The 15,344-nt window shown below is 57.8% G+C and carries 12 protein-coding genes and 1 pseudogene; 5 read left to right on the top strand and 8 right to left on the bottom strand.

Going from position 1 to position 15,344, the window contains the following annotated elements; all coding sequences use genetic code 11:
* Positions 1-242: 242 nt before the first annotated feature.
* The 3 genes from HMPREF2875_RS09720 to HMPREF2875_RS09725 form a co-directional block, all read right to left on the bottom strand.
* Positions 243-2,339: a siderophore-interacting protein gene (locus tag HMPREF2875_RS09720; protein ID WP_070672662.1), complete on the bottom strand. Its 2,097-nt coding sequence runs from the start codon at positions 2,337-2,339 to the stop codon at positions 243-245.
* A gap of 175 nt (positions 2,340-2,514) precedes the next feature.
* Positions 2,515-2,682, bottom strand: a complete 168-nt coding sequence (locus tag HMPREF2875_RS13730) for a hypothetical protein (protein ID WP_168165576.1) — start codon at positions 2,680-2,682, stop codon at positions 2,515-2,517.
* A 128-nt stretch (positions 2,683-2,810) separates the two neighbouring features.
* Positions 2,811-3,818: an ABC transporter substrate-binding protein gene (locus HMPREF2875_RS09725; RefSeq protein WP_070672636.1), complete on the bottom strand. Its 1,008-nt coding sequence runs from the start codon at positions 3,816-3,818 to the stop codon at positions 2,811-2,813.
* A gap of 312 nt (positions 3,819-4,130) precedes the next feature.
* On the opposite strand from HMPREF2875_RS09725, the gene HMPREF2875_RS09730 reads away from it, so the two are divergent.
* Positions 4,131-4,439 carry a hypothetical protein gene (locus tag HMPREF2875_RS09730; RefSeq protein WP_070672639.1) on the top strand — a complete coding sequence of 103 codons (309 nt, stop codon included), beginning with the start codon at positions 4,131-4,133 and terminating at the stop codon, positions 4,437-4,439.
* A gap of 7 nt (positions 4,440-4,446) precedes the next feature.
* Here HMPREF2875_RS09730 and HMPREF2875_RS14025 read toward each other — a convergent pair whose 3' ends face one another.
* Together HMPREF2875_RS14025 and HMPREF2875_RS14030 are read right to left on the bottom strand one after the other, a co-directional pair.
* Positions 4,447-4,965 (bottom strand): DUF418 domain-containing protein, encoded by a 519-nt coding sequence (locus tag HMPREF2875_RS14025; protein ID WP_246817086.1) that lies wholly within the window; start codon positions 4,963-4,965, stop codon positions 4,447-4,449.
* Between the two features lie 41 nt (positions 4,966-5,006).
* Positions 5,007-5,651 (bottom strand): DUF418 domain-containing protein, encoded by a 645-nt coding sequence (locus HMPREF2875_RS14030; protein WP_246817087.1) that lies wholly within the window; start codon positions 5,649-5,651, stop codon positions 5,007-5,009.
* A gap of 59 nt (positions 5,652-5,710) precedes the next feature.
* On the opposite strand from HMPREF2875_RS14030, the gene HMPREF2875_RS09740 reads away from it, so the two are divergent.
* Together HMPREF2875_RS09740 and HMPREF2875_RS09750 are read left to right on the top strand one after the other, a co-directional pair.
* The gene (locus HMPREF2875_RS09740; RefSeq protein WP_070672642.1) at positions 5,711-6,157 is read left to right on the top strand and encodes a DUF1990 family protein; all 447 of its coding nucleotides are present in this window, start codon (positions 5,711-5,713) and stop codon (positions 6,155-6,157) included.
* Positions 6,158-6,228: 71 nt separating this feature from the next.
* Complete coding sequence (locus HMPREF2875_RS09750) at positions 6,229-8,232, top strand: vWA domain-containing protein (protein ID WP_246817088.1); 2,004 nt, start codon at positions 6,229-6,231, stop codon at positions 8,230-8,232.
* Between the two features lie 30 nt (positions 8,233-8,262).
* Here HMPREF2875_RS09750 and HMPREF2875_RS09755 read toward each other — a convergent pair whose 3' ends face one another.
* On the bottom strand, positions 8,263-10,020 hold the full coding sequence (locus HMPREF2875_RS09755; protein WP_083311903.1) for an alkaline phosphatase D family protein: 1,758 nt from the start codon (positions 10,018-10,020) through the stop codon (positions 8,263-8,265).
* A gap of 226 nt (positions 10,021-10,246) precedes the next feature.
* On the opposite strand from HMPREF2875_RS09755, the gene HMPREF2875_RS09760 reads away from it, so the two are divergent.
* The gene (locus HMPREF2875_RS09760; protein ID WP_070672651.1) at positions 10,247-12,370 is read left to right on the top strand and encodes a purple acid phosphatase family protein; all 2,124 of its coding nucleotides are present in this window, start codon (positions 10,247-10,249) and stop codon (positions 12,368-12,370) included.
* A gap of 363 nt (positions 12,371-12,733) precedes the next feature.
* On the opposite strand, the gene HMPREF2875_RS13290 is transcribed toward HMPREF2875_RS09760, so the two are convergent.
* A complete protein-coding gene (locus HMPREF2875_RS13290; protein WP_083311904.1) occupies positions 12,734-13,771 on the bottom strand; it encodes a tyrosine-type recombinase/integrase in 1,038 nt (345 codons plus the stop codon).
* A 245-nt stretch (positions 13,772-14,016) separates the two neighbouring features.
* Here HMPREF2875_RS13290 and HMPREF2875_RS13550 point away from each other — a divergent pair, with 245 nt between their 5' ends.
* Positions 14,017-14,400 (top strand): hypothetical protein, encoded by a 384-nt coding sequence (locus tag HMPREF2875_RS13550; RefSeq protein WP_141754614.1) that lies wholly within the window; start codon positions 14,017-14,019, stop codon positions 14,398-14,400.
* Positions 14,401-15,103: 703 nt separating this feature from the next.
* Here the strand turns inward: HMPREF2875_RS13550 and HMPREF2875_RS14035 are convergent.
* Positions 15,104-15,344 (bottom strand): annotated as a pseudogene (locus HMPREF2875_RS14035) (hypothetical protein); the annotation flags it as partial.

Genomic DNA, 15,344 nt, shown 5'->3' on the forward strand with positions numbered 1-15,344 from the left:
TAACTAGATAAAGGATAGGCTAAGTTAATTATTTTGGGGGGTGTGTGGCTGCCGATATGGAGGCAGCTCAGCCGCTAGGGGCCAGCCGACAGGCGCTCCCAGCCGAAGGGGTGGGACCCCAGCCGATAGGAAGGCTCCCAGCGGAAGGGGGGATCCCGGCCGACAGGGGGCACTTTAGAAACGGTTTAGCAAACCACCGAACGTCCGCCGCTCCTCCACACGCTTCGCCCGACCACCGGCAGTTACCTACCTCCCCTCCCCACCTCGAACAGCTGGGCACTCCACCCCACCGGCTGCTTCGAACGCACTACCGCACCCACGGCAGCCAGGTGCTTCGCAATCACACGGGCCGTGGGCAGCTGCGATCCATACAGAACGAGGCGTGATAAATCTTCCTGGTAGTCATGATCCTCGGCCCCACTTTCCTGCAACACTGGGGTCACCAGGAACAGCTGCGCCCCAGAACGTAGTACGGCAGCTACCAGCTGCTGCAACTCTATAGTTGGCCAACGTCGCCACGGATCAACCAGCACCACAGCATCTACCTGCTCGCACAAAGTAGCCACTGTGCCAGCCCAATCCGCCCGGCGCGCATCCCCACCGCTACGCCCAACCGTTGGAGCGTGCAGTGCACTATAGCGAGCACGATCCCGGCGGCGTGGAGCAATATCGCGCAGCATAACCTCCTCTGCGCTGGCCCCAGGCTCCGTCATCGCTGCAGTTGCTGCGCCTACTGAGATCCTTGCGTCATCCTCTGCCTCCGAAAACGACCCCAACACCACGGCGTTTGCCTGCGGTATCTTACGTAGAATCTCATCCGCATACACCGCTGCGGCCGGACCTCCCACCGCGCATCGAAGCGAGCCAGCATCCTGTCGCGCTAGTAGCTTGCTGCTCAGAATCTCCGCTGCGGCCGGGGCCGACCACTGAGCACTGGAGGCCGCCTGTTCGTGTTCCTCCACGGCCAGTTGTGGCTGGGTTTGCACAATGTAGTCCCAGCGGTGCTCGCCGGTATCAGCCGGATTCTGCAGTGCCTGCCCTAGCCGGCCAAGTGCTGCGGTCTTGGCGGCCGCCGGCCCGGTAATCCAATCCCTTACTGGAGAATCCGGGTTTGCCAACTCGCTGCCCAGCGCAGTGAGGCCGATTCGAACCGCCCGTTGGTCCGCCACATCCTCCGATGAGCTATCCAGTGCTACATCCGCCGACAACGTCACTAACCCCACTGCCTCCAGGTAACGCGCAATCCGGAGAGCCAGCTCCTGCTGCACGCCAGTTGCTTCGGCCAGTTGATCCACTCGATCCGCGCCCTCATCAATCAGGCCGAAAATCCCCATCCCTACGGCTTGGCGCACCAGAATCGCCGACCCCATTTCGGTGAGTTCATGCAGCTCAACCAGCGCATTACGGTAGCTCGTCACAGCCCCTGTCTCCGCCCCCTCACTGTCGCCCTGCGACGGAGTGCCCGTAACCTGCCCCGCACTCTCAGCCTGCGTAGCCGTCGCCCCTGCTTCCGATTGCGCCGGTGCCATTGCGCGCCAGTACCCCGTAATCTCCACGTTTTCCCGCGGAATCCCCAGAGCTCGAACCCAGCGTCGGATCGCCTTCAATCGCCCGGCCTCTCCCGCAGCCCATACATAGGGCATCGCAGCGGGCTCGGCCGCCCACTCTGGGTGTTCTCCGTACAACTCGGTAGCTTTCGCCACGAAGTCCCCGCCCTCGTCTCGCACCTGCCAGTGAATGTCCACCTGTGCTTCGAACTCCAGTCGCTGGACATGTGCCCGCGTGGCTACCTCAATAATCGCCACTGCCCTATACCCGGCGGGCAAAGACTCTATACAGCGAGCAATCGCCGGCAGCGCCGTCTCGTCGCCCACCATCAGTAGCCACGGAGTGTGGGTGGGCAGCGCTGCGCAAGACTTCGGCCCTGCGATATACAGGGGATCTCCCGGTCGAGCTCGTGCGGACCAGTCCTCGGCCAGGCCTTGGCCATGCCGCGCGAAGTCTACGACGAGACGGCCCTGGGAGGCGTCGAATGAACGGACGGTATATGTCCGAAACAGATCTTTGACTTCCTCTTGCCATAGCACCGTCGCGTCCTCCCGTGTGATGGGGTGAGGGCGCTCCCCGGTGGCCGGGTCTGGGAAGATGATGCGGATATCGTCGTCGAAACCATCGCTGACTAGCGGTGGTGCGTCTACGCCGAACGCACTATGGGCGCGTAGTTGTTCGCCCGTCAGAGTAATGCGACGCATCCCTGGTGTGATGTCCTCGATGTCATCGACCTGCAGTTCGCGGATCGTAATGGGGTAGATTTCCCTGTCTCGGCTATTCCTCGCCATGGTCATTCCTTTCTCGTTTCTGAGTTGGCGGTGTGCGGTGAGTCGGTGTGCGTAGGGTCAGTATGTGGGTTGGTTCAGTGGATTGGGACGGTGTGTAGCGGGTCAGTGCGGTGGATCGGCATGCGGTTGGTCGGCATGCGCAGGGTCGATGCCTCTCGCCTCGGGTGCTGGCCGGTCAGCCGAACTCTTGTCCAGCACCGCGGTGCCCACTGCTGAAAACGTTCTTCCAGCCATCGACTTTCACCAGCTGCGCGTGCGTAAGTTCAAGTTCGCTCACCCGCACCGGATACGCCCCCGGACGGCGCCTCCACGCAGCAGCCGGATCCCACTGCGCAGAAGACAAGCAAAGTTCCTTGCGGGTCGGCGGGCGGCAGCGGGGAGGCGAGTGAGCGAACAAGAAAGGGCATAAGAAAACACCCCACGCTGCCACACCGGGCGACACACTCGCGAGGGGTGCTGGAGAAAAAGAGACTAAGAGAGCTTTTTCAAGGTAGGCTTGACCTGCTCCAATACCCATGCACGGGACAGGGAGGTCGGCGTGTTCAGGCCGGCAACCACAGCCTCGTTACCCGCCAGGGTGGCGCCGGACTTGACCTGCGGCAGGTCTGAGTAGCCCGGGATCTTCTCCACCTCCGCGATGTCACCGGTGCGGTTATAGATCACCATGAAGTCCGCAGCCAGGGCGGAGACGTTTTCTGGCGACAGAGTCACGCGCCCCTGCTTTACCTCAATAGAGCCGTCGGTCAGAGGTTCCGGGAATTTCATACCCAGGTCGTAGATGAAAGAGGCTCCTGGGTCCTTCGGGTCGGCCACAGCTCCAAAGGATCCCTGAGCGAACTGGGAGACCACACCGGTCTTACCCTCGATATTCGGCAGCTCGGACTTCGCATCGGAGAAGACCTTCTCATCCTGGTCGATGACTTCTTGAGCTTTATCTTCCTTGTTGAAGATCTTGCTGAGCTCCTTCAGCTGCGACTTCCAGCCGATCCCCTCACCCTCGGTGCCAATACCACCCAGAGTGGGCGCGATCTCGGAGAGCTGTGTGTAGTTATCCTCGGAGATCGTCCAGTAGTCCCCGACGATGAAATCCGGAGCAGCGGCAGCGATCTCTTCCTTCGGCAGAGTCTTGAAATCGGTCTGCTTGATAATCTCCACGCCGTCCAACTTGCCGTCGCGCCACGGGGCATTCATGTCCTTAGCAGACACCACCACGGCGGAGGGCTTGATGCCCATAGCCAGCAGGTTGTCGATGGCTGGACCAATGGCAACGACGCGCTCGGGGTTTACGGGGTATGTGTCTTCCCCCCTGGCGTGCTTGATGGTGACTTCGGAGGCATTATCACCGGAATTCGCTGCGGAGTTTGCGCCTGAGGAAGTATTTTCCGCCTTGCCATCTGTATCGGAGCTGCAGGCTCCCAACATCAGGGTAGTGGAGAGCACGGCGAGACTGAGCGCACGGACAACGATTGAGTTCTTCATCCTGAATGGGTTTCCATTTCACTAAACGAACAAGGTTAGGTAAGGCTACCATCACCCAGGGTAGGCTAACAAGGGTAATCCGAGACTTTTTAACTTAATTTGGATCGGGGAGGGCACGACGATCCAGCTTCCCATTACTGCTCAGCGGCAATGCCTGCAGAGCTGAAGCCATGTCCGACAACAACACGTCCAAACGGCCCCGGCTGAAACATCAACCCCGATTAAGACACCCGCGAGGTTGACAAAATATATCGGAACGCCTCCAAAAATGAAGCCTCGTATATTCCATTACACAGGCCTACAATCGCGGCCATGGAATCGAAGACGCTGACGTCCCTGGTATTTGGAAATGTTGTGTTGGAATCGCAGATGACGAAGACGATTATCGTCGTCTACGCCGACGACATGAGGTCGTGGTACTTCCGGCCGAGCCCATACACTGAGCTCAAGGTGCCCCTCGATGAGCTGCGGGGGAAGCTGAGCAGAGAACGCGCGGAGCTCATTTCAGAGCGCATTTTTGATAGCGTCAAGCTGGAGCTCGAGGAAAGCTACCCCGGAGGCGTCGACCGCGCCCAAAAGGAGCTCTGCGGTTGGCTCCTGCGCGAGGACCCAGCCGCTTAAACCAACGTCAGGCAGGTGCAGGTGCTGATTTGGGCTCGATGCGGCCCGTGGGACCGTATGCTAGCCGGCGATGTGCCCACTCGAACGGGCCAGGTTTACCCCAAGCCTCAAGCAAAGCGGCAAGAAGCAGCGTCAGGACAAAGACCAGCAGACCGATTCCGAGCTTGCCGCTCACCGAGGCATCCGCACCTAGCCCCAAACCAGCTGGGGTAACCAGGACAATGAATAAGATCGACTGCGCAATGTAGCCCGACATTGAACGCTTGCCCAGCGCTACAAAAGCATAGGCCCACCCGGGAACACGGTTGTTGAGTTTCTCCGTGAGCAGTGCCAGTACAGCCAGAATGCCCGGACCAGTGAGAAAGCCAAAGGCTTGGTTCAGCATGAAGAAGACCGGTTCCAGTTCGGTTGGCACAACACCAGCAGCCGCTAGACCCCACGGCAGCCCAATAAAGACGATGATCACGCCTGCAATGACAACCCAGGTGACTAGGGTGCGACGGTGCGCAGAAACGCTGGCCAGCACGCCCTCCCGCGCCCAGATGTACCCGATGAGGAAAACACCGGTCAGCCCAAAAACATCAAGGGGATCTGTCCCAAAGCAGCGACCTCACCGCGCACGTTGCGGGCGAAGAAATCACCGAAGGTGACAAGCTCCCTGGTCATCGGCCGCGAACTGGGCAGAAGATTCAAGTAGCCAAAGTAAGCAGCCACCGCACCCGAACCGGCGAAAACCGCATAGCCGCCGAAGAACCAGTAGGCGATGCGCCGAAGCGTACGTGTCGAGAGCGTCAAGCACCAGGCCATTGCGAGGGCCATGAGGCCATAGACCAGCATGATGTCTTGATTGAACAGCAGGAAGCCATGTGCCAGACCAAACACTGCCAACAAGCCGTAGCGGCGGATGAGCACGCAGCGGGATTCCTTTACGGTGTAGCCCTTGCGATGCAGGCTGGCCGTAATAAGACCAATACCGAATCCCGCCAGCATGCAGAACATGGGCAGTCCACGCACTCGCACAAACATGCCGGTAAACACCGCGGCCACGACGTCGAAGGTGCTATCGGGACGCACACCGCCCACGGAGGAGCTTGGCCCCACGGACCACTCGTTCACAATCCAGCTTTGCACGGCGTTCGCCATGGCAATCCCCAATAGAGCCGTACCGCGCGCTAAGTCAGGGACGATCAGACGTTGTCGTTTCTCCTGCATACACCCTATTTTACTTCGTCAAAGCATCACCTGACGGTGCTTTGACTAGGCTAAATCCCATGCTTGAGCCACTGTCGTACTTTTCAACTGAGGGCTTCCCACAGCTGCACATGTCCCGCATCATCGATGCCGATTTCGACGCCGCGGCAGACAAGCTCTTCCGCTGGGGCCTGCAGCGCAGCGGCCTCTTCCGCGTGCGCGCTACTCATGACGTCGTGGAGGAAGGCGCAGAGGTCAGCCTTGGGTTGGGGCCGTGGGAGTTTCGCTGCCGAGTGGTGAATGTATTCCGCGAGGAGGGGCGCTGCGGTTTTACCTACGGCACCCTCCCCGGCCACATCAAGCGCGGCGAAGAAACCTTCACACTAGAGCGCCTGCGGGATGGGCGCACGCTGCTGCTTGTCGATGCCTCCTCCCAGCCCGCCCGCCTTACTTTCCTACGCCCGCTGCTCGATATTCCCCGGCGCGCATTGATCCGGTGCTTCTATCTGCGGGCGTTGGACGGTTAACAGTGGGGGCCACTCCCCTCGCGAGCCGCTGTCGACAGCAAGGCCCCCGCGCATAATGTAGCTTGACTCACATGAATACAGCGCCTCGCTTCTCGTCGTCATCACGATTCACCGCGTTACTTGGCTTCCTAGCCGCCATCTCCATTGCCATTGTGGCTGAGCTCTTTCCAGTAGCCGCTGCCGACGACAAGACAGTAGAATCCCCCAGCCCATCCACGTCGAATGCTCCTTCTGGCCCCAGCACTATGGCCCCCACCATGGTGGTCTTCGATTCCTCTGGCTCCATGATCACCAACGACGCCGGCGGCCAGACCCGCATCGATGCTGCCAAGGACGCAGCTCGCACCTTCATCACCGAAGCCGGGGACGACGCCCCGCTGGGCCTTGTCACCTACGGCGGTAATACCGGCGAGGCGCCCGAAGATGAGGCAGCTGGCTGCCAAGACATCACCGTAGTAACACCACCTGAGGCCGGCAATTCTGAGAAGATGATTGCCCACATGGACGGCTTGCAACCCCGCGGCTTTACCCCCATCGGTGAGTCCCTGCGAAAAGCCGCGGCCGAACTGCCAAAGGAAGGCCAGCGCAGCATCATCTTGGTCTCGGATGGTGTTGCCACCTGCACCCCGCCACCCGTGTGTGATGTGGCGAAAGAGCTGAAAGAACAGGGCATCGACCTAGTCATCAACACCGTCGGCTTCAACGTTGAGCCCGAGGCACAGCAGGAACTGCAGTGCATTGCTGACGCCACCGGCGGCACCTACGCCGATGCTTCCGACGCCGATAGCTTGGCCAAAGAACTACGCCGCGCCGCCCCGCGCGCTTACAACGCCTACGAGTCAGACTTGGAGGAGATCGAAAGCGGCAAAACCGAAGGTTCCCCGGCCAAGGTAGACCGTGACGTAGAGGCCTTTTCCACCACCCTTCCACCGACGGAAGGTAAAAGGTACTCCGCTGAGTCCACGACCTTCTTCACCACCCCCATTGCTGAAGGCGAGCGCGTGGTCATCAGCGCCAACACGACGCAAGAGCCGAGCATCAACAACTTCCGAAAAGGTGGATCACTCCATTTAGCTGTTAGATCAGTTGAGCTATCCTGCGAACTCGACACCGCTACCGATAGTGATATCGCGGTGAACCAATACCAGACCGCAACCTTGTATAGCACCCAGGGCGGTGAAGAGGGATGTGATTCCGATGAACTCGCCTTCACTATCGAGCGGACAGGCGACTGGAAGCAGGATGAAGAGCTCGGCGTCGAAGTGACCATCACCCGCTTTGGCGAACCGAATATGGACGGACAGCCAGATCCAGCTGAAGAAAAGACCGAACCGGGCCACATCACGGCTTCCAGCGACCCCGCCGAGGTAACTCCCGGAACGTGGTTCACTAATGCAACTGAGCTCACCCCTCAACAACCTGTACGCGCACAGATTGTTCCCGGCGAAACGCACTTTTACCGTATCCCTGCCGAGCACGGGCAGCAGGTTGCCGGCACGGTTTCCATGGTCGAAGAGGCCGAAGACTTTGAGAACAACGGAGCGGGTGACGCCCTGATCGTTACCGCGTACAACGAAGCCCGTGCACAGATTGACGTTGAGGGTTCCCACACAACCATTCAGAAAGACAGCAAGAACGATTTCAGCTACCCAGCGCCCATCCTCTTTGCTAACCGCTACGGCGGCTCGAACGGCAACGGTTCGGTGGGTCTAGGAATTGAAAAGGTGTGGCAGGGCGGCGAGCAATACATCGCCGTCAACTACGAACAGTTTCATTCTGAACAAGAAATCGACGAAACCACCCAGCTACCTGTTCTTACGTATGACCTCGTTGCCGATGTTCTCGGCGACCCAGTTCCAGAACCGACCTTTGCACCGGTCAAGCTTGAGACTGAGAAACCCTCAAAGGCACCGGAGCTAGCTACACGAGACAACGCCGATAACCAGGCGCAAAGCAAGGACGACTCCTCCTTCTTCTCTGCTATCCCTCTTCCTCTTATCGGTGGTCTGGGACTGTTAGTCCTACTCGGACTCATCATTGCTCTGGTTGTCGTTATTAGAAGCCTGAACCGCTAACCACTCCACGGCGCCCACCCGGATCGGGTATTAGGAGTCAAAGCCCCCCTCAGGGGTCCATGTCTTTGTCACAGCCAAGGTCACCGAAGCGTCGGGGTCTTCGACGTCAGACACGCGATAATAGTTCATGTCAACTCGTCCCGGGAACAGGTTGGCAACGGCATAGCCATGGGAGTCGTAATCCAAGTGCTTGACCCACGGGTTGGCGCTCTTAATGGCATCCTCAATAAGCAGGGACGTGGAATTGTCTTCTGCATGGTAGATGCCAGTGTAAGTGGTGAGGATTTCGTCGATGTTCGGCGCCGAAATCGACGTGGTCACCATCTCACACGCCACGCGGTTCTCACCGCGATAGATGTCGTTGGCCCATTCAGAATGAATGTCACCGGTGATAAACAAAGAGTTTCCCTCACGCGCCTCAAGGGCTTCGAGAAGGCGGTCCCTATCCGCGGTATAGCCATCCCACTGGTCAGAGTTGACAGCGAAACCCGAGGTATTTCCCTTGACGAAGCGCAGGCCCTCGTTCGCTGCGTCGTTGCCCGGAAAAGTCATGATGCGCATCGGGGCCATCATTACGGAGTTGCCCATCACCATCCACGTCGCGTCCGACATCGTGATGGTGTCGCGCAGCCACTGCAACTGTTCATCGCCCACGATGGTTCGGTTCGGATCCCCAAAGTTGGCGGAGGTGGTCTCTTGGTCACGATAGGTACGCAGGTCCATCATGGTGAGTTCCATCAGGGATCCGAAGCGCAGATTGCGGTAGAGTTTTCCACCCTCACTCAGCTGCTTCTGGCGCAGCGGCATCCATTCATAGTAGGCCTGCAACGCATCATTCCAACGCCTTGTCCATTCACCTTCCACAAACCCCGGGGTATGGTTTTCCGCTCCATCGCGCCACGAGTTATTGGCGGTCTCATGGTCATCCCACACCACGACCCACGGTGCTGCTGCATGCGCTGCTTGGAGGTGCGCATCCGTACGGTAACGGCCATAGCGAATGCGGTAATCCTCGAGGGTGACGATTTCCCACACTGGGTGGTGCGGACGGGCAACTCCGCTCTTACCAGCATATTCACCGGTGGGGTACTCGTAGATGTAGTCACCGAGGAAGACCACGAAGTCGATCTCTCCTGAGCGGCCGCGCTCCGCCATGTCCTTGTAAGCATTAAAGAATCCGGACTCGTAGTTAGCGCAGGATGCCACAGCGAAGGTAAGACTTTCCACCTCAGCATCAACCGCCGGAGCAGTCTTCGTTCGGCCAACCGGGGACACTGCTCCTTCGTGCGGGCCGGATGCTACTCGGAAGCGGTAGAAGTACTCGGTATCAGGGTCGAGCCCAAAAGGATCGACATGGACGGTGTGATCGTGATCAACGGACGCAGTGACCCTGCCTTGAGCTACCACGGAGTTCATGGACTCGTCGGTCGCGATTTCCCAGTCGACATCGACGTCCTCGCCCATTCCGGACCCCGGCAGGCAATCTCTGTCCGGGGTGACGCGTGTCCACAGCACCACTGACGTGGGTAGAGGATCACCCGAAGCGACGCCATGGAGGAACGGGAGTTGTGCGTCGGAATCCTGGTTGTAGGTATCCAGCGGTGCGGTTCCTGTTTCGGTGCGTTGCGCTGCGGCAGAAGCTAGGCCAAATCCAGCAGCTGCGGTGGTAGCGCTGGCGGCACCCCAGCGCAGTGCTGTACGACGATTGATGCGAGACGGAATTGAAGAATTAGCTAAGAAATTGCTCGAGTGTGACGGCCCGTTCGTGGACCCGAATTCGTGGGACATGAAGCTTAACCTAAGCCCAACAAAAAGCTGCCTTCAACACGTACAAACCCGTTGAGACCCCCATTGTAGGGGACTTTCTCTAGATTTTTATTCCGATTAACCAAGGATTCATCTGCGCGTGTTTCTGTATGGAAGTCATATTCGACTCTCCGTTTTCTCGGCGGAGAGCCCTACCGGCGGACAGCCCCCCTTAAGATTTCTCACACAAAGGCATAACAAGACAATAATGAAACTTTTCCGTTTTTCTCCGGCATCAGCAGGCGTAGCCGTCGTCACTGCAGCCGCGCTCACGTTCACCGCACAAATTGGCGTGCCGTTTGAAGCTTCAGCACAGACTGATCCGACGTTCCGCATGGTGCTCCAGCCAGGCAGCGATGAGAGCTCTGTGATCGTGTCCTGGCGCACCAAGGGCCCAGCTGATAAGGAAGTTCTCGAAATCACCGGGCCGGAGGGCAAGCAGACCTTCGATGCCCAGGAAAAGGATGCCGGTGCCGTGGCGTATGTCTCCAACAACGCCACCGCGACCGGACTAAAAGAAAATACCGAGTACACGTACCGTGTTGGTTCGGATGAAGGCGGTTGGTCTGCGGAAGAAACCTTCAACACCGGTAGCTTCGGGGAAGACTGGCGCTTCATCACCGTTGCCGACGCCCAGATCGGCGTCGATACAGATGTAAAGGGGCAGACGGATCAGTGGAACACCACCATCAAGAATGCCACTGCAGACTACCCAGACGCCAACATGATTTGGTCCTTGGGCGATCAGGTCGAAGGCTGGGGATCCACCGTGGCGCAGTATGACGGCTTTTTCTCTGCACCTGCCATCCGCAACTACCCTACAAATGCGATTCCAGGTAACCACGAGACCTACCCGTCAGACTTGGCGATGAAGCACTACGACGAGCACTTCATCAACCCGAATCAGGATTCAGATCTGCGCAACTTCTACTTCGAGCGCAACAACGTCCTATTCATCGGTTTGGACACTAACGCCCATAGCGAAGCTGAGATTGATCGCCACGCGGAGTTTCTACGTAAGACCATTGAGAACCGTGGCGCCTTTAACGACTGGGTCATCGTAGGCATGCACCACTCCTTCTTCTCCCAGGGAACCCACTACACGGATACTGACGTCACCGCCCTCCGCGAAAAACTAGCTCCCGTAATGTCAGATCTGGATGTGGATGTTGTCCTCAGCGGCCATGACCACATCTACACCCGAACCCACCTCATGGACGGCCTTACCCCAGTTGAAACCCCGGGCAAGCGTGGCGATGTCCTCGACCCCAACGACGGCGAGGTCCTTTACATCACCACCAGCTCCGCCGGTGGCGGTAAGTTCTACGATTTCCAGGGCGAAGACGGCAAAAAGTACCCCAATGCCCGCATGGAGAACATGGATCCAGCGCTAGTGCACGATTCCACTGCGTTCTGGCGCCAGGACTACGACGAGGACTACATGGTCGTCGATGTGACCGGTGAGACCCTCACCTTCCGCACCTACAACGCCAACAATCCGTATCTGGTGGATAAGGTCACCATCAACAACAATGACCGCGCTATCCCTGAACCTCGTGAAGAGGAGCCCACCACTCCAGCACCTGCCACGACCACTGAGGTCGTCACGACTGTGGTCCCTACGACCATCACCACCACCGAAACCAAAGAGGTTCCCACCACGGTAACCACTACTCTCCCCGCAGAGAAGACGACCAAAGTCATCACGACGACGGTCCCGACCACCGAAGTAAAGACAGAAACCAAGGACGTGCCCACGACGATCACGTCCACTGTGAAGGAGCCTGCACCGGCCGAGGTCGAGACCAAAGTAGTTCCCACTACAGTCACGTCCACTGTAAAAGAGCCAGGCACAACCAAGGTAGAGACCACAGTCGTTCCCACTACCGTCACTTCCACTGTTAAGGGAGACGGTGGAACCAAGGTAATTACCAAGGAGGTTCCAACGACGCTTACCTCCACGGTCGTAGTCCCCGGTGGCACACGGACCGAGACCAAGGTAGTGCCCACCACGATTACCTCTACTGTGGCTGGTAAGCCGCAGGAACCGTCCGAGCAAAAACCACGCCCCTCTGAGGAACCGTCTAAGGAGCGGGTGTCTTGCGAGGAGATTTCCTCGGGGTCGTCGGGAAACTCGGCGCACTCTTCTGAGAGCTCCTCGGACGAGGATTGCATGTCTTCGCGCGGCGGCGTAATTGGATTCCTGCTCGGTGCAATCAGTGCACTAGTCGTCGCCGGCGGCGCGGCTGCCCTGGCCCCGAACAGCCCACTTCGCGACAACATTCAGCACATGCTCAACTCGATTTTCGGGATCTACATCAGACTGTTCTAATCACCCCCTAGACAACGGTGGTGCCTTGCTGAAATGTCCCTTAAGCCTAGCCGCGCTCACGACGATCGTCGTTCACGGTAAATAGTGCCCCGAACCTGCAAAAGATTTCGGGGCTTATTTACGGTGACGGTAAGGTCTAGCCTTGGAGTCGGCCTTCGGGCCGAGCGGTCCGAGGACAGCAAACGAGAAGACCCACCAGCCGAAGGGACTGGTGGGTCTCGGAAGTTGGTAGCGGGGGCCGGATTCGAACCGACGACCTCTGGGTTATCGGATTACATTCGAGCCTAACTGGTGTTATTCGATTCTGACCTTGCAGTTTAGGCGCGTTTTCGATCATTTGGAGCCATTTAGAAACATCCAGAATCATGCCCCTAGTGCACCATCTAGTGCACCACCCTCAAGCGCGGACTGCATGGCCGAACCGTCGGTGAGATCGGTGTAGTTTCGGGCGTTCATAGCTTCAGTGTGGCCGAAGAAGGCACTGCGGATCTCAGCAGGAACGCCACGAGCGATTGCGCGGTTGTTGAGCACCGTGCGCCACGCGTGTGATCTCATGGAAGAAACGGCCGGGTCTTCGAGTTGGACGCCAATGTCTTTGTAGAGCGCCGCGCACGCCTTGACTGCGTTATCTGTCCGCCAGTGCGAGTGCTTGTCTCCCGGTGCCGGAAGGAGCGGATCGCCGGGGCCGATTGTCTTGATTCGCTCTAGCCAGAATTTCTCACACCGCGCATCAAGCATCGGCACGGTACGTCCCCGGTGAGTCTTAGAATGTTCAGCCTGCACTGTTACTGCCAGCGAGTCTTGCGTGACCGTTACGTCCCCACGGGTGAGCGCAAGTGCCTCGCTAATACGCAAGCCGGTACCCGCCTGCAGCACGGCCAGCGCCACGGTGATTTCGTGCTTCTTAATGGAAGCGTGCCGCCTATCCGTCCCCGGCGGGATCGGCCCAGAGGTATCGCGTCCTACGAGGTGATCAACCACCGCGTCGTACTGTACATCAGTGAGCGCGTGCGACTGGCTTGGCTTGCTCCCCTTGCGCGTATCCCCGAGATCAATAGAGATACCCCTCAGCGGGTTGTGGTCGATAATGCCTTCACGGATCAACTGGTCCAGAACGTACTTACTCAGCACGGTACGTGCCTGCCGTGCAGACTCGGCACCGTGGTCACGGCCGATATCTTGGAGCGCTCGCTCAAGAGTCCTGAACCTCACGGCGTCGCCGATGGTCAGCCCGTCTAACTGTCGGCGTAGCTGCGACAGTGCCAGCTCATAGCGCTTCTTCGTATTGGGCCTCAGACGCGCGGCACTTACGGCAGGTTCGCTGACCTCGTCGATGAAGACTGTTATGCGCCTTGCTTTCGTCCAGTCACTTGTGGATGTGTTGAGATAACCGTCGATCATCTCTTTGGCCTTAGCCCGAAATTCGCCCTTCGTTGCCGCCCGGACATGAAACCGTCTGGAGCGTCCTTCCCAGTTTTTGACGGTAAAAAATTCGTCAAACGGTCCTCGCGTGCGCGTGTCAAGGACGCGCTCAACAGTATCTTCACCCGGTTGAAGAGGCGCCCTCGATGCTTGCTGTTTCTTTGCCATGCACACGACTATAGCACCACTTTTGTATAGGTTCGAATAATGGTAGAGTTGAGTGCATGAATGCGCCACGACCTGCCCTCTGGGACTCTCCAGAACTCGTACAGCTCCGCCTTGATGAAGGTGCAACACCGGCAGAAGAGCGGGAAGCTGAGCGAGCAGCTCTTGCACGGGACCTCAGGGAGACCAACGCTCGTCTTGAAGAGCTGAGTGCTGCGATCAAGGCTGCGCGAGGCGACAGTGCGCTTGCTACTGGTAAGCGCGGACTTAAGGCACTAAAGAAGGCACTCACAGACCGACTACGCGAGCTTGAACACGGTGGACTACCTGCACCTGGTCTTCAATCTGGAGCAGCCACGTCGGCACATGCAGGCGCACACTGGGGTACGGCCTCAAAGACCGATCTTCCCTACAACGAATGGTTTCCGTCTCTGTTCAGCTGATCGCGAGGATCTAAAACAGAAGTAACGAAACATGTTACCGCAGGCCACAGGGTGTTTTGCAGGATGTTTCGTAAACACCGAAAAGTAAAGAAACAAATTACGAAACGCAGAAACACAGTGTGAGCAGCGGAAATGCAGTCTGCTTCGTTATTTTTCACTCTTTTGAAGAACATCTAAATAAAGAGACGCAGTACTTCTTTTTTCTGCGTCACGCCACACGAAGGCTGTGCGACTGTACCCATGCTCCGTAGAGCGTGCCTTTGTGTGACGTGTCTCACTATCTATGCGCCACGGCGGCAGCAGCTGTCGTAAAACAGTAGGGGCAGGGGGATAAGGGGGCTTCTATACCCCACGCGTAAGGAAAAAAGAAAAAAGACATTAATTGGTATTTACCAACTAATACGTTTTTTACTTTTCTAGGCTTCAGGGGCCGAACCATCCCCCGTATCCCCCTATCCCCCTTCGGACCCTTATACTCCGACACCCTTCACGTGTGGGTCACGTCATATGCAACGTCTATGTGTCTCTGCCCTAAAAGAGTTGAGCCGAAAAGTAGCGAAATTACGAAACACGTACGTAGCCATGTACCTCTATGCAGGTCACAGCCCTGTGGCATGTTTCGTAATTTGGTTCTTCGATTTTTCTGTGCTTACGAAACCGCAGGTCAGGCGTTTCGTAATTTTTTCGATGCTTGAACGCCAAATTACGAAAGGGCGCGTACTACGAAATATGCTGCATCAGCAAAGTGCTTCAACTTATCTCGCAACACCCCTTTTTCAAACAGCCCTAAATGGGTGTCGATTTGGGGTAGTTGGTACCGCGAGTCCGCGTAGTTGGTACCGGTGTTCCGTGTATCCGGTACTGCATGGGGTTTTCTTTCATAGTTGATGTTGGCGACACCACAATCCGCTGGTGTTGCGTCAACTTCTACTTGGAAGGAGCTG

Source organism: Corynebacterium sp. HMSC078H07 (genome assembly GCF_001812805.1).
Lineage (GTDB): Bacteria > Actinomycetota > Actinomycetes > Mycobacteriales > Mycobacteriaceae > Corynebacterium.